Annotated in this window: 17 protein-coding genes; 7 read left to right on the plus strand and 10 right to left on the minus strand. The window is 67.5% G+C overall.

All coding sequences use genetic code 11. From position 1 onward, the window contains the following. Positions 1-18 precede the first annotated feature (18 nt). From J2X42_RS15590 to J2X42_RS15605, 4 genes are all read right to left on the minus strand, one after another. Positions 19-1,506, minus strand: coding sequence for an amidase (locus J2X42_RS15590; protein WP_310166650.1), 1,488 nt, complete (start codon positions 1,504-1,506; stop codon positions 19-21). Positions 1,507-1,516: 10 nt separating this feature from the next. Next, the gene (locus J2X42_RS15595; RefSeq protein ID WP_310166653.1) at positions 1,517-2,884 is read right to left on the minus strand and encodes an MFS transporter; all 1,368 of its coding nucleotides are present in this window, start codon (positions 2,882-2,884) and stop codon (positions 1,517-1,519) included. A gap of 192 nt (positions 2,885-3,076) precedes the next feature. Then, positions 3,077-4,435: an MFS transporter gene (locus J2X42_RS15600; RefSeq protein WP_310166656.1), complete on the minus strand. Its 1,359-nt coding sequence runs from the start codon at positions 4,433-4,435 to the stop codon at positions 3,077-3,079. A 248-nt stretch (positions 4,436-4,683) separates the two neighbouring features. Beyond that, complete coding sequence (locus tag J2X42_RS15605) at positions 4,684-5,523, minus strand: ACT domain-containing protein (RefSeq protein WP_310166659.1); 840 nt, start codon at positions 5,521-5,523, stop codon at positions 4,684-4,686. 138 nt (positions 5,524-5,661) lie between these two features. On the opposite strand from J2X42_RS15605, the gene J2X42_RS15610 reads away from it, so the two are divergent. Further along, positions 5,662-6,714, plus strand: a complete 1,053-nt coding sequence (locus J2X42_RS15610; RefSeq protein ID WP_310166660.1) for an FUSC family protein — start codon at positions 5,662-5,664, stop codon at positions 6,712-6,714. 7 nt (positions 6,715-6,721) lie between these two features. Here J2X42_RS15610 and J2X42_RS15615 read toward each other — a convergent pair whose 3' ends face one another. Then, positions 6,722-8,020: an aromatic acid/H+ symport family MFS transporter gene (locus J2X42_RS15615; protein WP_310166661.1), complete on the minus strand. Its 1,299-nt coding sequence runs from the start codon at positions 8,018-8,020 to the stop codon at positions 6,722-6,724. A 141-nt stretch (positions 8,021-8,161) separates the two neighbouring features. Between J2X42_RS15615 and J2X42_RS15620 the strand changes: the two genes are divergently transcribed. Continuing rightward, positions 8,162-8,902 (plus strand): IclR family transcriptional regulator, encoded by a 741-nt coding sequence (locus tag J2X42_RS15620; protein WP_310166664.1) that lies wholly within the window; start codon positions 8,162-8,164, stop codon positions 8,900-8,902. 133 nt (positions 8,903-9,035) lie between these two features. Beyond that, positions 9,036-10,226 carry a 4-hydroxybenzoate 3-monooxygenase gene (locus tag J2X42_RS15625; protein ID WP_310166665.1) on the plus strand — a complete coding sequence of 397 codons (1,191 nt, stop codon included), beginning with the start codon at positions 9,036-9,038 and terminating at the stop codon, positions 10,224-10,226. A 15-nt stretch (positions 10,227-10,241) separates the two neighbouring features. On the opposite strand, the gene J2X42_RS15630 is transcribed toward J2X42_RS15625, so the two are convergent. Beyond that, positions 10,242-10,781, minus strand: a complete 540-nt coding sequence (locus J2X42_RS15630; RefSeq protein WP_310166667.1) for a TetR family transcriptional regulator — start codon at positions 10,779-10,781, stop codon at positions 10,242-10,244. Positions 10,782-10,836: 55 nt separating this feature from the next. On the opposite strand from J2X42_RS15630, the gene J2X42_RS15635 reads away from it, so the two are divergent. Then, positions 10,837-11,892 carry an FAD-dependent monooxygenase gene (locus J2X42_RS15635; protein WP_310166669.1) on the plus strand — a complete coding sequence of 352 codons (1,056 nt, stop codon included), beginning with the start codon at positions 10,837-10,839 and terminating at the stop codon, positions 11,890-11,892. A gap of 70 nt (positions 11,893-11,962) precedes the next feature. On the opposite strand, the gene J2X42_RS15640 is transcribed toward J2X42_RS15635, so the two are convergent. From J2X42_RS15640 to J2X42_RS15650, 3 genes are all read right to left on the minus strand, one after another. After that, positions 11,963-12,397: an acyl-CoA thioesterase gene (locus tag J2X42_RS15640; RefSeq protein ID WP_131131939.1), complete on the minus strand. Its 435-nt coding sequence runs from the start codon at positions 12,395-12,397 to the stop codon at positions 11,963-11,965. 97 nt (positions 12,398-12,494) lie between these two features. After that, entirely contained in the window at positions 12,495-12,998 is a 504-nt protein-coding gene (locus J2X42_RS15645) for a GNAT family N-acetyltransferase (protein ID WP_310166672.1), read from the minus strand. 137 nt (positions 12,999-13,135) lie between these two features. Then, the gene (locus J2X42_RS15650; protein WP_310166675.1) at positions 13,136-17,989 is read right to left on the minus strand and encodes an NAD-glutamate dehydrogenase; all 4,854 of its coding nucleotides are present in this window, start codon (positions 17,987-17,989) and stop codon (positions 13,136-13,138) included. Positions 17,990-18,175: 186 nt separating this feature from the next. Between J2X42_RS15650 and J2X42_RS15655 the strand changes: the two genes are divergently transcribed. From J2X42_RS15655 to J2X42_RS15665, 3 genes are read left to right on the plus strand one after another with little or no spacing between them, the layout of a single operon-like run. Then, positions 18,176-18,688, plus strand: a complete 513-nt coding sequence (locus J2X42_RS15655) for a MarR family transcriptional regulator (RefSeq protein ID WP_310166678.1) — start codon at positions 18,176-18,178, stop codon at positions 18,686-18,688. 58 nt (positions 18,689-18,746) lie between these two features. After that, positions 18,747-19,037, plus strand: a complete 291-nt coding sequence (locus J2X42_RS15660) for a hypothetical protein (protein WP_310166680.1) — start codon at positions 18,747-18,749, stop codon at positions 19,035-19,037. Continuing rightward, positions 19,034-19,957, plus strand: coding sequence for a serine/threonine-protein kinase (locus J2X42_RS15665; protein WP_310166681.1), 924 nt, complete (start codon positions 19,034-19,036; stop codon positions 19,955-19,957). The genes J2X42_RS15660 and J2X42_RS15665 overlap by 4 nt, the downstream gene beginning before the upstream one ends. 34 nt (positions 19,958-19,991) lie before the next feature. Here the strand turns inward: J2X42_RS15665 and J2X42_RS15670 are convergent, their stop codons facing one another. After that, positions 19,992-20,663 carry a histidine phosphatase family protein gene (locus tag J2X42_RS15670; protein WP_310166682.1) on the minus strand — a complete coding sequence of 224 codons (672 nt, stop codon included), beginning with the start codon at positions 20,661-20,663 and terminating at the stop codon, positions 19,992-19,994. Positions 20,664-20,712 lie beyond the last annotated feature (49 nt).

The following is a 20,712-nucleotide window of genomic DNA, read 5'->3' on the forward strand; positions in this document are numbered from 1 at the left end:
GGCGGCATCCATTTCTGTTCAGTCCGCCCGCCGGTAACTGAACTGGGGAGGGCTGAAGCGGCCAAACGACCGTTCCAGTGCCGCGGCCACGGCCAGGACCTCGCGGTCGCGGTAAGGCCGGCCCACCACCTGGATGCCCACCGGCAGCCCTTCTTCGGACACCCCGCACGGGACCACGGCCACCGGGAAGCCGAGGACGCTGATGGCCCGGCAGCACGATCCCAGTTCGGTCCAGGGAATGTCCTTGCCCTTGACGGTGAAGCTTCCGATCCGGGGATCCGACGCCGGCACGCTTGCCACCGGGAGGAGCAGGATGTTGTGCTCTTCCATGAAGCCCAGGACCTGGGTGCGGATGTCATCGCGTTCCGCGGCGGCCCGGCGGTACTGAACCACCGTGCCCGGTGTGCCACCCAGCAGGGACGTGCGGAGGTTGCTGCCCAACTGGTCCTCGCGGTCCGTGGCGAGCTTCACGACCTCGGGCATTCCCTCGGCTGTGCGGAGCGCCACGAAGGCAGCTGCTGCCCGCTCGAGGCCCGGCGGCCGGCCGTGCGTCACGGGAACGCCGAGGCCTTCGAGAACCTCCGCTGCGCCGCGGACAGCGGCCACGAGATCGTCCCGGACGGGGAAGGTGCCCTCGTCCTCGAACCAGGCTGCGGTGATGCCGGCCAGGGAATCCACCGGACCGCCCAGGGGCACCGGCACGGTGGAGGGATCGACGCCGTCCGGCCCGGCGAGGATGCCCAGCAGCACGCCCAGGTCATCCACGCTGCGGGCCAGCCAGGCCACGGTGCCCAGCCGGTGCAGGGCGGACATCGAGTTTGGGGCGGGAAGGCTGCCGTCCGCCGGCGGAATATAGGGCAGCAGCCCGGTCTCCGGGACCAGGCCCGGGGTGGGGCGCAGGCTGGTGATGCCGGTGCAGTGCGCCGGCCAGCGGATGGAGCCGCCGAAGTCGGTGCCGAGCCCGAAGGCACTCATGCCCGAGGCGACGGCCGCGCTGTCCCCGCCCGTGGAACCGCCCGAGGTGAGGCGGGTGTCCCAGGGGTTCCAGGTGTCTCCGAAGACCGGGTTGCGGCTGTGCGTTTCCACCGCGAATTCCGAACAGTTGCCCTTGCCCAACAACACCGCACCCGCCTCCTGAAGGCGGCGGACCGCCGTCGCGGACTGCTCCGGAACGTAGTCCCCCAGAAGGGGACTTCCCGCCGTCGTCCGCAAACCCCTGGTGGCCAGCGTGTCCTTCACCGTGAACGGGACCCCGTGCAGCGGGCCAAGGAACCGGCCCACGGACGCTGCCTCATCGGCAGCCTCGGCCTCTTCACGGGCCAGCGGGTTGAGGGTGACCACGGCATTCAGGCCGGGATTCGCCTGGGCGATCCGCTCAAGGTGCAGTTCCAGGCAGTCGACGGCGGTCAGCCGGCGTTCCCGCAGGGCGGCGGCCCATTCGACCATGGACAGGCCGGTCAGCTGTTCGCTCGCGGGTTCTGCGGGAGGCAGGACGGTGTTGTTCATTTGCGGACCCCTACTTTGCCGGGGCGGTGAGCTTGCCGGCGTCGGTCATGGCGATCTTCGATGTTTCCTTGGCAACAAAGACGCAGTAGACCATCAGCAGCAGGGCCGCGGAGAGGTACCCGGCCACGGAGAAACCGGTGCTGGTGAGGGTGATCAGCTGGATGGCGATCAGCGGGGCGAAGCCGCCGCCGAAGACGCCCGCCAGCTGGAAGCCGACGGCCGCACCGGTGTAGCGGACCTTGGTGGGGAACAGCTCGGGGATGAAGGACGCCACGGGGGCGTACATCGCGGCCACGATCACCAGGCCGATGGCGGGGGCGATCATCACCAGGAACGGATCCCTGGAGTTGAGCATTGCGATGAACACGAAGCTGTAGATGATGCCGGCTACGGCACCGCCAATCATCACCGGGCGGCGGCCAACCTTGTCTGAGAGCGCACCGAACAGCGGGATGGCGATCATCTGCGCGACGGCGGACACGGTGGAGGCCGCAAGCGCCAGGCTCTTGGGCAGGCCCAGGTGTTCGGTGCCGTAGACGAGGACGAACAGGGCGAAGATGTAGAACGCGATGTCGCTGCCGATCCGGGCGCCGACGGCCAGGGCCAGGGCCTTCTTATAGTGCTTGAAGACGTAGAGCAGCGGGGCCTTGACCTCTTCCTGCTTTTTCTCGTCGGCCTTCTTCTCTGCAGCTTCGAAGACGGGTGATTCGGCGAGCTTCATCCGGATGTAGAGGCCGATGGCAACCAGCAGGAAGCTGATCAGGAACGGGATGCGCCAGCCCCAGGACAGGAAGGCGTCCTTGGCGAGCACCGAGGTCATCAGGGTGAAGATGCCGGTGGCCAGCAGCAGGCCGGTGGGGGCCGCGCTCTGGACCAGGCTGCCGAAGAAGCCGCGGCGGCCGCTCTTGTCCGACTCGGTGACCATGAGGGCGGCTCCGCCCCATTCGCCGCCGATGCCGATGCCCTGCAGGAAGCGGAGGGAAACCAGGAGGACGGGGGCCCAGACGCCGATGTTCTCGTACGTGGGCAGGAGCCCGACGGCGGCACTCGCAAGGCCCATCAGCAGCAGCGTGGTGACCAGGACGTTCTTCCGGCCGATCTTGTCGCCGAAGTGGCCGAAGATGGCTGCGCCGAGGGGACGGACGACGTAGCCCACGGCATACGTGGCCAGGGCCAGCAGCAGGCCCGTGGCGGGCTCTGAGCCCGGAAAGAACAGGATGGGGAAGACGATTGCTGCTGCTGTGCTGTATGCGAAGAAGTCGTAGTACTCAAGGGTGGTGCCGACGAAGCTCGCGGCGACGACCCTCTTCATTGAGTTCCCGCCGCCCTTCGCCGGGGCGTCGGAAACGGAACCTTTGGTTTGGGAGTTGATCGACATTTAGCCCTCCTGGGCGGTGAGTCGGTGATACAGAACCGGGTGGGAAGTGGGGTGGGAAGTGAGGAATTCTCCACCGAGTGCTGATTTGGGATCCCAAATATGACGGTAGATCGTGGACAGGTCCATGTCAATGGTTTTGGGATCCCAAATCGGAATCGCGGCGTGGTGCTGGCGCCTGGCGCTTGTCCGGGGCTAGACGGGGAGGCGCTTGTTGTAGTTCAGGGTCAGCACGGAGGCGCCCATGATGATCGCGGACCCAACAAAGTACAGCAGCGCCCACGTGTAGGAGCCGGTGGCCCCGACAATCAGGCCCACCACGATCGGGGTGACGAAACCGGCGATGTTGCCGCTGAAGTTCATGGCGCCACCCAGGACCCCGGCGTTCGTCCGGCCGCCCAGGATGGAGGGGATGCTCCAGAAGAGGCCCACCCAGCGGAGGAAGAACATGACCGTGGACAGCAGCACAACCGCCGTCGTCGGATCCGACACGATGGTGACGCCCACCAGGCCGCCAATGACCACAACGCTGGAGATGCCCAACAGGGTGCGCATGACCAGGTTGGCCGAGGCGCCGGAGTTGCGCCACTTGTCGGCGATGTGGCCGCCGATGATTTCGCCGACGAAACCGGCGCCGAAGATCACGAACGTGGACCAGCCGATGGTCTTCAGGTCAAAGCCCTTGGCCTGGGCGAGGTAGAGCGGGCCCCAGGTGAGCAGGCCGTAGAACACGCCGTTGAAGCCCAGCCAGCCGAAGCACATGGCCCAGAACGAACGGAACTTCAGGTAGGGAAGCAGGGCACGCTTGCCCTTGCTGCCGTCGAGTTCGGCCTCGGCGTCCTCGGCGGCGTGGGAAGCCTCGATGTACTCGGCCTCGGCGGCGTTGACGGCGCGGTGCTGGCGCGGATTGTCGCGGACATACCACCAGACCGCGAGGCCCATAAGCACGGTGGCCGCGCCGGCGATGACGAAGGAACTGCGCCAGCTGCCGGTGGCGGCGATGAGTCCGGCGATGAGGATGCCGCCCAGTCCTGCGCCGAGCGGGGCGCCGGCGTCCAGGATGGTGGCACCGCGGCCGCGCTCGGACTTGTGCATCCAGATGGCGTTGAGCTTGCCGCCGGCGGGCATGACGCCTGCCTCGGTGACGCCGATGCCGAGCCGGGCGATGAACATGCTCAGGAAGCCTCCGGCCATGCCTGAGGCTGCGGTTGCGGCGCCCCAGCCGACGCACGAGGCCGTCATGACCTTGCGCGGGCCGAACTTGTCGATCAGCAGGCCGACCGGGATCTGCATCAGGGCGTAGGTCCAGAAGAAGGCGGACAGCAGGAGGCCCACGAGCTCCGGGGCCAGGTTGAATTCCTTTTGGATGATGGGCAGTGCCACGGAGATGGAGCCGCGGTCGATGTAATTGACGGCGACGAGGACCAGCAACAGCAGGAACAGCTTCCAGCGGACGTTGGTGCGCCGTTGCACGCCGTCCTTCTGCTGTTCGGTGCCGGTCTCGGGATTCAGGGTGTCGTCAGCGGGTGCTGTTTCGGTGTTCGGAATGGACACAGCTTCTCCTTCACGGGGAAGTTACGGATGGGGAGGGATCCGGGATGGGAAATAAGGCCCGCGGGGTGGGCGGGGATTGAAGAGCGGGGCTTCGGATGGCGCGTTGGGGAGCGCCGGAAAGCGTGTTGCATATTTGGGATCCCGTGTTGGGATCCCAAAATCAAAGTTAGGAGTGACCCGCGCCACTGTCAAGGGTTTTCGGCAATTGCGCCGCGGAGGACCCTAAAAACGGATTGTGACTGGCTGGGCTAGTGCTTGCTGCCAGCGGAAGGCCGGTGCGCCAGGATTTCGGCGAGCTCCGCGAGCCGGTGTGCCCGTGCTGACTCGGCGGGCGTGAACGGTTCGCCGGGCCGGACAAAGGTGAGGGGTCCGTGCCAGGCGGTGGGGACCTTCAGGCGGGTCCCGGCGTCGTGCTTTTCCAGGACCGCCTCCGCCGGGGTGAGGATCCGGGCGCGCAGCAGTTCGGCCACCGCCAGCGGAAGCTCGTCCGGTGCGTCGGCGATCCTGGCTGCCAGGCTCAGCGCCTTCGTCTGGCCATCTGCCATGGCCAGTGCCGTGGTGGGCCATACGTGCGAGCGGGTTCCGCCGCCGTCGTGCAGCGCATCCAGCAGCTGGCGCTCGCTGAGGTTCCCGGGCGCGGAGAGCACAAACTCGTCCAGCACGCCGCCGGCCACGGGGTGTACGTGGATGCTCAGGATGTTGGTATCCAGGCGGGCCAGCGCCCGGGTGATTTTCTGCAGCGAGCCCGGCTGGTCCTGCAGCACAGTGCGCGCCCGCCACAGCGACGGGGCTTTGCCCAGCTTCCTGCGGTGGCGCAGGGCCGGTGCGTGCAGCCAGCCCCGCAGGACGCGGGCAGCGGACGGCTCGGCCACCCAGATCACCAGGACGGTGGCCGTGAGGGTGAGCACCAGCACCTTGGCCAGATAAGGCAGATGGGTCCCCACCACCAGGGCGTGGACGAGAAGCTCGATGGGAAGCATCACGGCGATATTCGCCACCGTAAGGCGGGCCTTGGTCGGTTCCGGCATCAGGCCGCAGACTTCGCAGCTCAAATCAGCCGCGGCAGGGTTGCTTGCGGTGGGCTTCATCTCTCAAGGATCACGTGGTGCTGTTTCGGGGTGTTGCCCCGCCATTCCGATCGTGGGAACGGTCCGCCACGTAGGATTTACGTGGACGTCAGCGCGGCCGCCCGTCAGATGCAGACTGCAGGAAGGCGCCCTAACCACGTGAAGATGATCGCGGAGATGTTCAGCATCGCTCCCGGCAACAAGGACCACCACCCGGCCCTCCGGTGCGCCGTAGGTGTGTTTGTTCCGCTCCTCACGCTGGTGCTGCTGGGACGCCTGGACCTCGCTATTTTCGCGTCCTTCGGCGCCTTCACCGGAATCTACGGCCGCGGCGAACCGCACGGCACACGCTTTGCACTCCAGCTCCGTGCCGGACTGCTGATGCTGCTGGTTATCCTGCTCGCATCGCTCGCCGCCCGTGCAGGCGAAGCCCTGGGCCTGGATGAGTCCGGCACGACGTGGCTCCTGGTCCTGGCCACCACGCTGGTGGCGGGCGGCTGCTCGGTGGCCATCTCCTGGTTCCGGCTTCGGCCCGCGGGCTCCTTGTTCCACATCTTCGCGTTCGCCGCCATCGCCTCCATCCCCAACCAGCCGCCGCTCGCCGAAGGCATGCTGGTGGCTGTGCTGGTCACCGCGTTGTGCCTGCTGATCGGCTTCTCGTCACGGGTGCTGCCCGGCCACCGCACGCCCTGGGCCTGGCCGCGCCCGCTTCGCCGCACTCCCGACGAGCGTCGGGCGGCGTGGCTGGAAGGCGCCGGCTACCTGGTGGCTGCCGGACTGGCCGGAACCCTCGCCACGTGGGCCGGGCAGTGGCTGGGATTCGGCCATAACTACTGGGCGATGGTGGCCGCGGTCGTCCCGTTGGTGGGCCACACCACCCGGCACCGCGTCCGCCGCGGCGTGCAGAGAATCATCGGCACGGTCCTGGGCCTGGTGGTCCTGGCCGGAATCCTTCTCCTCAGCCTCGAGCCGTGGCAGACCGTACTGGTCATGGCACTCTGCCAGTTCGGCGCCGAAATGTTCATCATCCGCCAATACCTGGTGGCGCAGGTCTTCATCACGCCGCTGGCCCTGATTTCCACGCTGCTGGTGGTTCCGGCTTCCCCGGCCATCCTGCTCCGGGACCGCATCATCGAGACCGTCATCGGAGCCGCCGTCGGCATTGCCGTAGTGGTGGCTCCGACCCTCTGGCGGCGGCTCCGGCGGGCGTGACGCCCGGCTACTTGCCCGGCAGGTCCGCGGACTGCCCGACGGCGGCGGCCCGGGCGGGTGCCGGGGTGATGGTGTGGGGGACGGTCACCAGCGCCACAGCGGCGATGACGGCCGCGGCGGCGAAGGCGTAGAACCCCCAGGGGTAGGCGATGCCCGCGGCAACCAGCGTTCCGGTGACGGCCGGACCCATGATGGCGCCGAACCTGCCCACACCGGCCGCGAAGCCCAGGGCGGTAGCTCGCAGCCGGGCCGGGAACAGCTGGCTGACCCAGGCGTAGACCAGCACCTGGGAGCTGAACACAAACACGCCGGTGACGAACACTGCGGCGTTGAGCCGCAGTTCGCTCTGGATCCTGACGCTGAGGATGGCCAGCAGCACGGCGGAGAGGCCGAACCACAGCAGGACGATCTTTTTGGTGCCGTGCTTGTCCGCGAGGATGCCGGCCACCACGAGGCCAACCACGGCGCCAACGTTCAGGACCAGCAGCAGCACCAGGCCGGTGCTGACGGTGTAGCCTGCGGCGGCCATCAGCTGCGGCAGCCAGGTGTTCAGGCCGTACACAAGCAGGAGTCCCATGAAGGAGGCAACGGCGATGGCCACGGCCACCAGCGGGTAGGGCTTTTTGGCGAGGTCGCGGAAGCTTGCGCGCTGTTCGGCCGCGGCGGGTTCCGCTGGCTGTTCCTGCGCCGCTTCCCCGGGGGACTTGGCCGCCGCGTGGGCGTGCACCGGGGGCAGGGTTTCGGGGAGCTTGAACCAGAGGAACGGCACCAGGGCGAAGCCGGCCAGGCCGCCCACCACAAACATGATCCGCCAGTCCGGCACCACCAGGATGGCCAGGAACGCCGTCGCCACGGCGCCCACGTGGTAGCCGGTCATGGTGCGGGTGGTGGACTTGCCGGCGTTGCCTGCCGGGGCGTAGTCGTTCATGTAGGCAAGTGCTGCCGGCAGGCAGGCGCCCAGGCCCAGCCCGGCCAGAAGACGGAAAATGCCGAAGGCGGCAACGTTGGGGGCGAACACCACCGCGATGGTGAAGATGGAGAACCAGAGGACACAGGCCACCAGGAGCCGGCGCCGGCCGAACCGGTCGGACAGCGGAGCGATGAAGAGCGCCCCGATTCCCACACCCACCAGTGAGATGGTTGCGGCATAGGTGGCGCCCACGGCGTCGAAGCCCAGGTCCTGGGTTTTGATCAGCGTGGGGATGACGGTGCCCAGGACCACAAGGTCGAAGCCGTCAAGGACCATGGCCAGCCAGCAAAGCCACACGGGCCATTGGGAGCGGTGTTGAACTGGCGTCATTGGCATTGCAAACCTCGGTACATCGTGGATGGAAAATCGTGGCGGCACCCGGGCCGCGGGGCGCGGCAGTGCAACCTTCACTGAGAGTTGTATCACCGGGGAGTGTAATCTGGAACAAGTTTCACCATTCAATGGAAGCGATGGATCATGGCCAATTCAGTCTCGGGGGATTCCGTGGTGGACCGTGTGGTGCGGGTGATCTCCGCCTTCCCCGAGGGGGTCAGCAGCCTCCAGCTGTCCGATCTGGCCGCCCGCGCGGAGCTCCCGCTCACCACCGCGCACCGGCTGGTCCGGCAGCTGGCCGCCCACGGCCTGCTCGAGACCGGGGCTGGCGGAACCGTCCGGCTGGGGCTGCGGCTTTGGGAGCTGGTGAACCGCAACTCACCCACGTTGGCGCTCAGGCAGGCCGCCATGCCATTCATGGAGGACATCCAGCAGGTCCTGAACCAGAACGTGAACCTGGCCGTCCTGGACGGCTGGGAAGCGCTCTTTGTGGAACGGCTGTCGCACCGCGGATCCGTGGCCAACCGGGCCAGGGTGGCCGGAAGGATGCCCGTCCACATCTCCTCCGCCGGGCTCGCCCTGATGGCCCACCAGGGGAAAACGCTGCAGGGTGAATACCTGGACCAGTTTTCGGACCCGGCCGGAAAAGTAACCCGGGATGCGTTGCGCGGACTGCTCAGCGAAACTGCACTCCAGGGCTTCGCGCAGCTGGCCGGCGTGGTGGATCCGGACACGTGGGGCATTGCCGTGCCGGTGCTTGACGGGAGGCAGCGTGCGGTGGCGGCGCTCGGCGTCGTGGTCCCTTTGCGGGAGATGCGTCTGCAGGCCCTGGTTCCCGCGCTGCAGACTGCCGCGCGGGGCATCGCCCGGCGCCTGGGTGACTAAAACATACCAAGCCCATCTTCCGTTGAATGGAATTGGTGTTACGCCTGTCACGCCTCCGGTTGCACACTGATAGCCAGACGCACCCACCAGGCCCGCAACCACCAAGGGCCCCGCAACGAAGCGAGAACACGCCATGGCAGCACGCACAATCATCACCACCCAGGTGGCCATCATGGGGGCCGGTCCCGCCGGGCTGATGCTTTCCCACCTGCTGGCCAAGGCCGGCATCGACTCCACCGTGATCGAGGTCCGCAGCCACAAGGACATCTCCGAAACAGTCCGCGCCGGAATCCTGGAGCACGGCACGGTCAACATGCTGGTGGACAGCGGAGTCTCGGACCGCGTGCTCCGTGACGGCGACCGGCACGACGGCATCGAGCTGCGGTTCAACGGCGAAAGCCACCGCGTCGACTTCAAGGACCTCGTGGGGGAGTCCGTCTGGCTCTACCCGCAGACGGACGTCTTCCTGGACCTGGCCGCCCGCCGGAAGTCCGACGGCGGCGACGTCCGCTACAGCGTCACGGACACCAGCGTCCATGACCTCGAAGGCAAGCCGAAGGTGTGGTTCACCGACGCCGAGGGCGTGGAATACGAGATCCAGGCCGAATTCGTGGTGGGTGCCGACGGTTCCCGCAGCCACTGCCGCTTCCAGATCCCCGAAGCCAACCGGAAGTGGTACTTCCACGAGTACCCGTTCGCCTGGTTCGGCATCCTGGCCGAGGCCCCGCACAGTGCCGATGAGCTGATCTATGCCAACTCCGCCAACGGCTTCGCCCTGATCAGCCAGCGGACCGAGACCGTGCAGCGGATGTACTTCCAGTGCGATCCCAAGGAGAACGTGGCCGACTGGGACGACGACAGGATCTGGGCGGAATTCCGCAGCCGGGTCAACGGCAACGGCTTTGAACTCAAGGAGGGCCCGGTCATCGACAAGATGGTCCTGCCGTTCCGCAGCTTTGTGCACACCCCCATGCGCCACGGCAACCTGTTCCTGGCCGGCGACGCCGCGCACACCGTTCCGCCCACCGGCGCCAAGGGCCTGAACCTGGCCATCCACGACGTCAAGGTGCTCTTCGAAGGACTGGACAGCTACTACAACTCCGGCTCCACCCACCTCCTGGACACTTTCAGCGACCGTGCCCTGGAGCGGGTGTGGAAGGCCCAGCAGTTCTCCTACTGGATGACCACCATGCTGCACACGCCGGTGGACGCGGACGACTTCTCCCGCGCCCGCCAGCTCGGCGAACTGAACTCCGTGGTCTCCTCCCGGCACGGTATGGCCTACCTGGCCGAGGCGTACACCGGCTGGCCCGGCGCCCGGTAGCAGCGGGCCCGCCCGTCAGGGGGCCAGCAGCCGCCGGATGGCCGCAGCGATGGCCGCAGCATCCGGCTGCTCGTCCCGCCTGACGGTGAGCAGGTGGAGCAGCGCGCCGTCGCCATAGTCGGCCAAGTCCCGTGCCCGGCCCGCTGCGTCTGCAACGCCCAAGGCGGCCAGCGCCTGCTCCAGGCCTCCCACCAGCCGGAAATGGCCGGCAGTCACCGCCTCGGGCTTGTCCAGCGACAGGGCCAGGCGGGCACGGGTGAGACCCGCGTGCTGCCCGGCCAGCGCCAGCAGCATGGCAGCCAGTTGGGCTGCCAGCTCCTCAACGTCCTTCGGCGGACCGGCGGGCCCCTGTTCCGCCAGGAGTGCGGCGTCAAGCTCCAGCAGGCGGTCCAGTACCGCTTCGACGAGGTCGGCGCGGTTCCGGTAGTAGTTCGACGTCGTTCCCTGGGGCAGCTGCGCCGCGGCGTCCACGGCCCGGTGGGTGAGGCCCTTCATCCCCTTGTCCGCCACCACGGTCAAGGCGGCGTCCAGGAGTTGGGTCCGGCGGTCAGGCATGGGCCCAGTGTAAGTGACCTTTTCCGTCCACTACAAAAGTAGTAGGATGGCGCCCATGGAAGCGATCTCGATCGTTGGTGGAGGAATTGCCGGGCTGGCACTGGCTGCCTCCCTGGACCCGGCGCGGTTCCACGTGACCGTTTACGAAAAGCGGCCGGAACTGCCCACCGTCGGCACCGCGCTGGGGATGTGGCCTAACGCCCAGCGGGCGCTGGCGCGGCTGGGGGTCCTGGAGGAGGCGCGCGCGGCAAGCCCGGTGCTTGGCAGCGCGTCGGTCCGGAACGCCGGGGGTGAGCCGTGGGTCACCGTCGACGCCGGGGAGATGTTCGGTATTTCGCGGATTGACCTGCTTCGGCTTCTCGATGCCGCCGTGCCCGGGACGGTCCGCCGGATGACCAGCCATGTTAGGGACATTCCGGCCAACGGCAGCCTGGTGGTGGGGGCCGACGGCGTGCACAGCGTGGTCCGCCGCGAGGCCTGGGGTGCCCGCACCGCCGCACGGCTGACCCCATACTTTGCCTTGCGCGGGGCCGTGCCTTCCCCGGTCGACCCGGACCACTTGGGCGAATACTGGGGCCGTGGCGACCTGTTCGGCATCGTTCCCTCGCTGGACGGGTTCTTCTGGTACGCCAGCTACCGGTCCGGGCTGGGCCCCTACGGCATCGACGTGGGCTCAGCCCTGGAACAGGCACGGGAGCGCTACGCCGGGCACGCGCCGGCCATACGCCAGGTGCTGGCTGCCGCCACTGCCTCGGGCTCCCTCGCGCAGCGCATCTGGACAACCCCATACCTTGGTTCCTTCGTCCGCGGCAGGACTGTCCTGGTGGGCGACGCCGCGCACGCGATGCTCCCCACTCTCGGCCGTGGCGCGTGCGAGTCGTTGGTGGACGCGGTGACACTGGCCGGCCTCCTCAACACGCTGCCCGAAGACCAGGCGCTGCGTGCCTACGACCGGCAGCGGCGGCTGCGGACCCGGGCACTGAGCCTGGCGGCCGCGGCGCTGGGACGCGTCGCGTTTGCGGAGGCCGCCCAGCCTCTGCGGGACCGCCTGCTCAGCGTTGCCCGACGACGCAACGGACGTGCCGCCGTCGGCAGCGGTTCCGCCGGCTGACCGCCTAAGGTGCGTGCCGCCGTCGGCAGCGGTTCCGCCGGCTGACCGCCTAAGGTGCGTGCCGCCGTCGTCAGTCCTGGGCGAGCGTCTCCGTGAGGTGGTGCGTCGGGATCCTGTCCCGGTCGTAGGTGATCTCGGTGTAGCCGTGCGGCTCGGGCTTGCCGGACGGGCTGAGGTTCACAAAGACGATTTCCTCGATGGTGAGGATGCTCTGGCGCGTGATCATGTTGCGGACCTCCGCCCGCATGGTCAGTGAGGTGCGGCCGAAGCGGGTGGCGGTCAGGCCCATTTCGATCAGGTCGCCCTGGACAGCGGAGCTGACGAAGTTGATTTCGGAGATGTACTTTGTCACCGCGCGGCCGTTGCCGAGCTGGAGGATGGCATAGATCGCCGCTTCCTCGTCGATCCATTTCAGCAGGCTGCCGCCGAACAGCGTCCCATTGGCGTTAAGGTCCTCCGGCCGGACCCATTTGCGCGTCCGGAAAGTGATGTCTGCTGATTCCATACGGTGAGGTTAGCCGACGGCGGCGGGCGGAACGCACTGGCCGGCGCAGTGTGACGCCGGCCGCCTGGTGCCGCCCCGCCTCGTGGCGCACCGCCGGTCAGGCCATGGCCGTGTGCGCGGCGCTGTGCGAGTCGATGGTCTTCGCGTAGCAGTAGGAATGCGCCACGCCGATGTACGGGCCGAAGTTGGGCACACCCTCAAAACCGGAGTTTTCGTAGAAGTTCCGGCCGTCCGGCTGCGCAGACCCGGCCTCGGCCTTGATCCGCGTGATCCCCTGCTTGTAGGCCTCGGCCTCGAGCGCAGCGAGGATGGAGCTGGCCACCCCCGAACCCCGGGTGTACGGCAGGACGTACAGCCGCTTGATTTCCGCCGTGGTGGAGTCCAGCAGCCTCAGGCCGCCACAGCCCACCGGCTGCCCGGAACCCTTGTCGTACGCCACAAGGAACACGGCGCAGTCAGCGGACGACGGCGGCGGGCCGGGTTCGTGGTCAGGGGTGCCAAAGCGGGCGTCCAGTTCCGCCTGCTGGGCCCTGCGCAGGTCGGCACCTACGGGGTTCGACCAGGTGACCTGCCTGATGTTGAGTCGGGGATTGGTCTGCATGGCTGCCTCGTTTCGCCGAAGGGTTATGCCTGATAAGCCTAGGAGGGCACGGTTACCGCGGTGTTTCCTTCGCGTAAGCGTGCAGAGAACAGTCGGCGGTGCCGCAGTTCATCTGCGTGGGCGCCTCTGAAGCGTGGCTACTGCCGCACGAGGGTGCGCAGGAGCTTCAGCGCCACGGAGATGGACGCGATGTCCACCTGCCCGGGCCCGGTCACCTCGGCAAAGGTGTCCTTGATCCGTGCCAGCTGCTCCTGGTGTCCGCGCTCCCACGCGACGATGCGTTCCACCGCGTCCGGTCCGCCTGCCCCGGGCGCCGGACTGGCTTGCATGACCGAGACTGTCATGTCGGCCACGGCCGAATAGACGTCGTCCCGCAGCGCTGCCCGGGCGAGCGTCTCCCAGCGGCTTTGGCGCGGCAGGTCCGTGATGCGCAGGAGCAGGCCGGCGGCGTCGATCCTTTGGAAGACCGTGTAGTACAGGTCGGCGATGGCGGGGACCGGCTCGTGGACCTGTTCGGACACCAGGGAGATGTCCAGGAGGCCGAAGCTCTCCAGCAGATCCGAGGCGCGGGCGCCCAGGTCGTGGGGCAGTCCCACGCTGTCCCAGTGCGAGAGCCGCCCCTGCACCCGGTCGATGTCTGAGCCCCGCAGGTAATCCGACGTCCGCGTGCGCAGCAGCTCCAGGCTGGGCATGATCCTGGCCAGGGCCGCCGCGATGGGCTGGTCACGGTGGTCGTGTGTGACGTACCAGCGGGTGGCCCGGTCAAGGACCCGGCGCATGTGGATGGCTACTTCCGCAGCCTGGTCGCTGGGGAAATCCGGCGGCAGGGCCGCAAGCCGCTCCATGATCCAGGGCAGGTCGTAGGCCTCGCGTGCCACCACGAATGCCCGTGCCACCGCGGCGGCCGTGGCGGTGGTTTCCTCCTTTGCCCGGAAGGCGAAGGTGATTCCGCCGAGGTTGATCATGTCGTTCGCCACCACAGTGCAGATGATCTGGCGGCGGAGCGGATGCGAGTCCAGCTCTGCTTCGAAACGCTCCGATACCTGGCGCGGGAAGTAGCTGCGCAGCGTTCCCTTGAACCACGGGTCGTCGGCCAGGTCGCTGGACGTCAGTTCCTTGGCCAGCTCGATCTTCGCGTAGCCGGCAAGGACGGACAGCTCCGGTGCGGTCAGCCCCTTGCCGGACCGGAGCCGTTCGCGCAGCTGCCAGGTGCTGGGGAGGGCTTCCTGTTCGCGGTCCAGTTCCGAGGCGTTCTCGAGCCAGTCCATGTGCCGCTCAAACCCGGGACTCCATTCGAGCACCAGGTGCCTGTCGTTGAGCAGGAGGATGTTCTGGTCCGCATTATTGGCGAGCACCAGCCGGGACACTTCATCCGTGAGGGAGTGCAGGTACTCGCCGCGTTCGGCTGCCGGCATGCGCCCCGCGGCGATCATTCGGTCGATGAAGATTTTGATGTTGACCTCGTGGTCCGAACAGTCCACGCCGGCGGAGTTGTCGATGGCATCCGTGTTCAGCAGCGTCCCGGTGAGGGCGGCCTCGATCCGGCCACGCTGGGTGATGCCCAGGTTGCCGCCTTCAACGATGACCCGGGCGCGTACCTGGCTGCCGTCGATCCTGATGGGGTCATTGGCTTTGTCGCCCACGTCCTGGTGCCGTTCGAAGGACGCCTTGACATAGGTTCCGATCCCGCCGTTATAGAGCAGGTCAACGGGCGCCCGCAGGATGGCCTGCAGGAGGGCGTGCGGCGGGAGGGCTGATGTGCCGGCGGGCAGGCCGAGGCAGGCCCGGACCTGCTCGGTGATGCCGATCGCCTTCGCAGTCCGTGGGTGGACGCCGCCGCCCTCGCTGATCAGAGACGGATCGTAGTCAGCCCAGGACGATCGGGCCAGGCCAAAAAGCCGTTGGCGCTCGCGGAAGGAGGCTTCGGCGTCGGGCGTGGGGTCGAGGAAGATATGGCGGTGGTCAAAGGCCGCCACCAGCCTGATGTGGCGGGAGAGCAGCATGCCGTTCCCGAACACGTCACCGCTCATGTCCCCGACGCCGGCCACGGTGAAGTCCTGGGACTGCGGGTCCATGCCCAATGCCCGGAAGTGCTGCTTCGCCGATTCCCAGGCCCCGCGGGCCGTGATGCCCATTTTCTTGTGGTCATAACCCACGGAGCCTCCTGAGGCGAAGGCGTCCCCCAGCCAGAAACCATATTCGTGCGCCACGGCGTTCGCCGTATCGGAAAAGGCGGCAGTTCCCTTGTCAGCCGCCACAACGAGGTAGTAGTCCTCCCCGTCATGGCGGACCACCCGGGGCGGCGTCACTATTTTTTCACCGGCCTGTGAGGCCACAAGGTTATCGGTGAGGTCCAGCAGCCCACGGATGAAAATCCGGTAGCACTCGGTCCCCTCCGCCAGCCAGCCCGCACGGTCCACGGCGGGGTCCGGCAGCCGCTTGGGGAAGAAACCGCCCTTCGCGCCGGTGGGGACAATGACGGAGTTTTTCAGGTTCTGCGCTTTGACCAGGCCCAGCACCTCCGTGCGGAAATCTTCGCTCCGCTCGGACCAGCGCAGCCCGCCGCGGGCCAGTTCGCCGAAGCGCAGGTGGACCCCTTCGACGCGGGGTGAGTAGACCCAGATCTCATACTTCGGCCGGGGGAACGGGGCGTTGATGATGGCGGCCGGTGTCAGTTTGAAGCTCAGGTGCGGCTTGTCCTGGAAGAAGTTGGTGCGGAGGGTGGATTCCACGAGGTTCATGAACGTTCGCAGCAGCCGGTCGGCATCCAATACAGGCACGGCCTCGATGGCCGCCAGGACTTCGGTGCGCGCCGCGGCCGTTTCCCGGAAGCGGGCGGCAGAGTCCAGGGCGGGATCAAACTTTGCCTGGAACAGGGCGAGGAGCGCGTGCGTCGCCCGCACATTGGTTTTCAACGTGTCCGCGATGAAGCCGTAGGAATTGGTGGTTCCCAGCTGCTGGAGGTACTTCGCGTAGCTGCGCAGGATTGCCGCCTGCCGCCATTCCACGCCTTCCCTGATGACCAGGGCGTCTATGGCGTCCGACTCGATATCCCCGCGCATCGCGGCGCGGAAGGCATCGGCCAGCAGCTGGCTCGTGGCTTCGGGGTCCACGCCGGCGGGGTACCGCACGCCCAGGTCGTACAGGAACAGGTCATGGGCGGTCCCGCGCCGGATCTCGAATGGCCGCTGGTCCAGGACCTCCAGGCCCAGGTTGTGCAGGAACGGCAGGATCTGGGTCAGGCTGCGCGGTCTCGTCAGGTAGAGCCGGATCCGGGCCTCCCCCGGGGCGCCCCCTGACCGGGACACCCTCAGGAGCGGATCGCCGTACGGGCGGCCGCCGGTGCCGTCCAGGTCGAAGGCCTCGAAGTTGGTGATGTCCCGGACCGCGTCCTCCAGCCGGTAGTCCGCCCGGTATGCCGGCGGAAACGCATCGGACCACAGCCGGGAGATCCTCGCGGCCTCGGTTGCCGGGAAGCGGTCCCGGATGAGTTCGTCGAGGCCTTCCGGCCACGAACGGGTGGCAGCGATCAGGTCCCGCTCCAGCTGGGCAGGGTCGACGCCGGCCGGACCGCCGGGTGCCGCCCGCACCTTCGCGGCAGATTCGTCGGCGGGGGTACGTTCAGTCCCGATGCGGAAGAAGATCCGTGCCATCGGGGATTCGGACAGCCGCACCTCGAATTCGATGGAAGCCGCCGTGAACGCGTGCGTGAATTCCTGTTCCATCAGCAGCCGGACTGCGGTGCTGTAGCGCCTGCGCGGGAAGAAAACGAGCGCCAGCACGAATTTGCCCAGGGTGTCGGTCCGCAGGAACAGCCTGGTCTGGCGGAGCTGCTCGGCGCGCATGATTTCACGTGCCAGCCGGCTGAGGTCAGCGATGCTGATCTGGAAGAGAACCTCGCGCGGGATTGCCTCCAGGGCGGTGACCAGGTCCCTGGCCTGCTGCGAACCCGGCGCCGCCCCGAGCCGGTCCCTGACTTCCTCCAGTTTTTCCCGGATCACCGGAATCCGCCGGACGGACTGGTGCTCGGCGCTGGGTGTGAAGAGACCAAGGAACCGGTGTTCCCCGTTGGCTTTCCCTGCCGGGTCGAAAGTCTGCAGCCGGATCTCGTCCAGGTATGAGCCCCGCAGGACCGTGGACCGCACATCGGACGTGGCCAGCGTCAGGACCCGGGGTTCGGTCATGACGGATTCCCCGCGGCCGGGACCGGTTTCCGTACCTGCTGCGGCGGAGGCACGCGGCCGCCGCCGCAGTCCTAGCCCCGAGCCCGGGCGGATGGCGAGCTTTTCCGGGCCATCCGCCGTCGTCAATCCATGCCGGCTGTATCCCAGGAACACGAAGTTGCCCTCCGCCAGCCAGCGGAGCAGGTCACGGAGCTGCCGGGCTGTCGGTACAGCGTGGGGTGGTGCATTTTCGGCGGCGGCCCGGGCCTCGGCCAGCTTGCCGTGGATGGCAGCCTCGTCGAGGGCCACCGCCCGCACGTCCGCCACGACAGCCTGCAGCCTTTCCGTTAGATCGCGGGCGGCGGCAGCATCGGCGAGCCGCCCGATTTCCATGCCGATCCAGACCTCCTGTGTTGCGCCCTCTGGAGCGGCGGCGCCGGAAGCCAGGCCTTCCCGCACCTGGCCCGGGAGGACCTCCAGCAACGCATGGGAAGCCGGGTCGCGGCGGACCTGGAACGTGGGGTGGACCAGCTGGCGGATCGGTGTGTCTTCACGGGTGAGCTCAGCAGTGACCGACTGGACCAGGTACGGAAGGTCTTCGGCGACCACCGCCACCACGCTGGTGTCCAGCTCGCTCAGGATCCCGACGGCGGCCTCTCCGGGATGCCGCCGGGACGCCAGTTCCAGGTGGTGGGCTGCCCTGGCGCGAAGGGTCAGGGGATCGTAATTGTGCAGGTCCTCGGCCGCCACGTGGGCATAGTAGGCGGTAATGAAATCCGCGTCCGGCTCCAGCGGATCTGCGGGAGTCTGTTCAGATGTCCGTGCCATGCCACTGCGCCTCCACCGCGCGCTGAGCTACCGGGATAACGCTCCCCGCGCCTACCCTTCATCATGGCCGGAGGGGCGGGTGCCGTCCAGTGCATGTGGATGCGATTGGGCCGGTTAGTCCGGAGTCACCCGCATCCCGGGAAGATGGCAAGCCTGTCGAGATACCAGTTGAACTAGGATTATCTGATGGTTTTACCCCAGAGTGACGGATCCGGATACTGGTACGGCCCCGGCGGCCAGCTGGACAGCGGAGCGGCCGTACTGAAGGCGCTCCGCGACTACCGGACGGCCGAACAGTCCATCCGGCGTTCCACCCGGGATTCCATGGGGATGGGCGAAACGGACCTCCTTGCCCTCCGCTTCCTCCTCAGGGCCCAGGCTTCCGGCGAGACAGTGGTGCCAAAGGATCTGAGCCGGATCCTTGGTATCACCAGCGCGTCAACGACGTCGCTCATCGACCGGCTGGTGGCCAGTGGACACGTGCGACGCGAGGCGCACCCCACGGACCGCCGCTCGGTGATCGTTGTTCCCACCGTCGAATCCGACCAGGAAGTGAAAGTTACCCTCGGTGCCATGCACCGGCGGATGATGGCGGTTGCAGAAGACCTCAGCGCCGAGGAAGCCCGCATCGTGGTGCAGTTCCTCAGCCACATGGCCTCCGCCCTTGGCGAGCAAACGACGTCTCCTGAAATTAGCTAGCCTGCCTAGTTATATGTATGCTTACGATTAGTCCCCGGGTCGTGGGTGTAAAGGAGCCGTGAGTGCGTTGGTAAGTCTTGCCGGATTCTGTGAGCCGGAATCCATTGTTGGCTCGGTCGGGTCCGTCGCCGGGGCCGAAGTGCCGGTCCACTGCGGCAGCCCCATGGAACTCGGCACGCCCGCAGCCGGCCGGCTTGCCACCGGGTACAGTTTCGGTCCCCCTGTCGAGCCCGTCCGGCTGCCACCTGTCTGGCGCTGCGGCTGCGGCTTCCAGCTGGACGCCTGGGATTCCACGTACTTGGCCAGCTACTCAACTGTCACGGATCCTGTTTCTGCCCTGACGCCATGACGGGGCTGGCCGTAGTGCCGGTGGAGTCCCGCGAATCCGGGGTTGCGGGCGGACGTGACCTCATCCTTGGACGCTACCGGTTACGGGAACGGCTGGGCCGCGGTTCACTCGCGGAGGTGTATCGTGCCACCGACGTCGCCGGAGGACGCGACGTCGCCGTCAAGATTGCGGCGGACGCCGGCGCCAAGCAGCGTGACAGGATCCGCAATGAGGCCAAAATCCTTGCTGCCCTCGACCATCGCGCAATTGTCGGCTTTGTCGGGGAAGGCATCATCCCCGGCGGCGCCCGCGCCGGACGGCCGTTCCTGATCGAGGAACTGGCCTTCGGCACCAGCCTTTCGGAAACCCTCCGGAGTGCTGAGCCACGCCGGGCCGACGTCGCCGCCTGGGCCACGGACCTCTTTGACGGAATCAGCCACCTGCACGGTGTTGGCCTCGTCCACCGCGACATCAAACCTGCGAACCTGATGCTCAGCGGACTGCGGCGGAGCCCGGTAAGAATCGTCGACTTTGGCATTGCTGCGCCCGCGGGGACCTTACCCGAACCGGGGATCTCCTCAGGGACGGTCCACTATATGAGTCCCGAACAGGCGTCGGGTGAGCCAGTTCATCCGTCCTGGGACGTCTACGCCCTGGGGCTCGTCCTGCTGGAGCTGCTGACCGGGAGGAAGGCATATCCCGGCACGGCAGTGGAATCCCTGGTGGCCCGAACCCTGCGCAGTCCCGAGATCCCACGCATGCTGGGCCGCGGCTGGTCCGAACTCCTGGCCGCTGCCACTGCCATGGACGGCGCCGGCAGGCCCACGGCCGCAGAAGCCGCAGCCTTGGCGTCGAGGCTTGTTCCACCCGGCCGGCGGCGCCGGGCGCACTTGTTGTCCCTACGGTCTGCCCGCAGAATTCCCCTCACCCGGCCGGCGTAAAGCCGGCCAACCGGGCAGCGGTCCAACGGGTCAGCTACGTGGTCCCGCCCGTCGGGTCCTCGGCAGTCGGGTCGGCCATGGCAAGGCCACCCACGGGGCTGCCGTCCCAGTGGATCAGCCTCCAGCCTGTGTCCGGATCCCCTTCCAGGGCCACGATGCCCGTATTGGACAGGACATGCTTGGCAGCGAATTCATGGTCCGCGTCGGCAGCGCGGAGGCCGGCCCAGGTGCGGATGGCGGCGCCGTGGCTGACCACGGCAGCGGCGGCGGAACCCCCGTTGTTGGCCGCGCGTTCGGCAATCCTGGTGATGGCGCCGTCGAACCGCTCGAAGAATTCGTGGCCGTCCGGCCCGGCCGGCATGCGGCGGTCCAGGTCTCCGGCAGCCCACGCGAACACCGTGCCCATGTACCGCATGTGCGATTCGTGGTCGGTCAGTTTCTCAAGCGCCCCGGCTTCGATCTCGTGCAGCCCGTCCAGGACCTCGACTTCCAGGCCATGGACCCGGGCCAGCGGTGCCGCGGTGATCTGCGTGCGGAGCAGGGTTGAGGCGTACAGGGCGGCGATCGGCTCATCGGCCAGTGACCGTGCCATGGCTTCAGCCTGCCGCTCTCCCAGCTCCGTGAGCCCGGGCCCCGGATGGGCCGTGTCCAGCTGGCCGAGTACGTTACCGGGGGTTTGTCCGTGGCGGATGAGCAGCAACTTCATGCTCCCAGTTTCGCACCTTGCGGCAATACCGGGCGCCTGGCTGGCCCGG

This window comes from Arthrobacter sp. BE255 (genome assembly GCF_031457335.1).
GTDB lineage: Bacteria > Actinomycetota > Actinomycetes > Actinomycetales > Micrococcaceae > Arthrobacter.

Excerpts from the sequence above, each read along its gene's own strand:
- J2X42_RS15635 (WP_310166669.1), top strand. The coding sequence starts at position 10,837 with ATGGAAGCGATCTCGATCGTTGGTGGAGGAATTGCCGGGCTGGCACTG.
- J2X42_RS15620 (WP_310166664.1), top strand. The coding sequence starts at position 8,162 with ATGGCCAATTCAGTCTCGGGGGATTCCGTGGTGGACCGTGTGGTGCGG.
- J2X42_RS15665 (WP_310166681.1), top strand. The coding sequence starts at position 19,034 with ATGACGGGGCTGGCCGTAGTGCCGGTGGAGTCCCGCGAATCCGGGGTT.
- J2X42_RS15640 (WP_131131939.1), bottom strand. The coding sequence starts at position 12,397 with ATGGAATCAGCAGACATCACTTTCCGGACGCGCAAATGGGTCCGGCCG.
- J2X42_RS15590 (WP_310166650.1), bottom strand. The coding sequence starts at position 1,506 with ATGAACAACACCGTCCTGCCTCCCGCAGAACCCGCGAGCGAACAGCTG.
- J2X42_RS15645 (WP_310166672.1), bottom strand. The coding sequence starts at position 12,998 with ATGCAGACCAATCCCCGACTCAACATCAGGCAGGTCACCTGGTCGAAC.
- J2X42_RS15595 (WP_310166653.1), bottom strand. The coding sequence starts at position 2,884 with ATGTCGATCAACTCCCAAACCAAAGGTTCCGTTTCCGACGCCCCGGCG.
- J2X42_RS15605 (WP_310166659.1), bottom strand. The coding sequence starts at position 5,523 with ATGAAGCCCACCGCAAGCAACCCTGCCGCGGCTGATTTGAGCTGCGAA.
- J2X42_RS15630 (WP_310166667.1), bottom strand. The coding sequence starts at position 10,781 with ATGCCTGACCGCCGGACCCAACTCCTGGACGCCGCCTTGACCGTGGTG.
- J2X42_RS15615 (WP_310166661.1), bottom strand. The coding sequence starts at position 8,020 with ATGCCAATGACGCCAGTTCAACACCGCTCCCAATGGCCCGTGTGGCTT.
- J2X42_RS15650 (WP_310166675.1), bottom strand. The coding sequence starts at position 17,989 with ATGGCACGGACATCTGAACAGACTCCCGCAGATCCGCTGGAGCCGGAC.
- J2X42_RS15670 (WP_310166682.1), bottom strand. The coding sequence starts at position 20,663 with ATGAAGTTGCTGCTCATCCGCCACGGACAAACCCCCGGTAACGTACTC.
- J2X42_RS15625 (WP_310166665.1), top strand. The coding sequence starts at position 9,036 with ATGGCAGCACGCACAATCATCACCACCCAGGTGGCCATCATGGGGGCC.
- J2X42_RS15655 (WP_310166678.1), top strand. The coding sequence starts at position 18,176 with ATGGTTTTACCCCAGAGTGACGGATCCGGATACTGGTACGGCCCCGGC.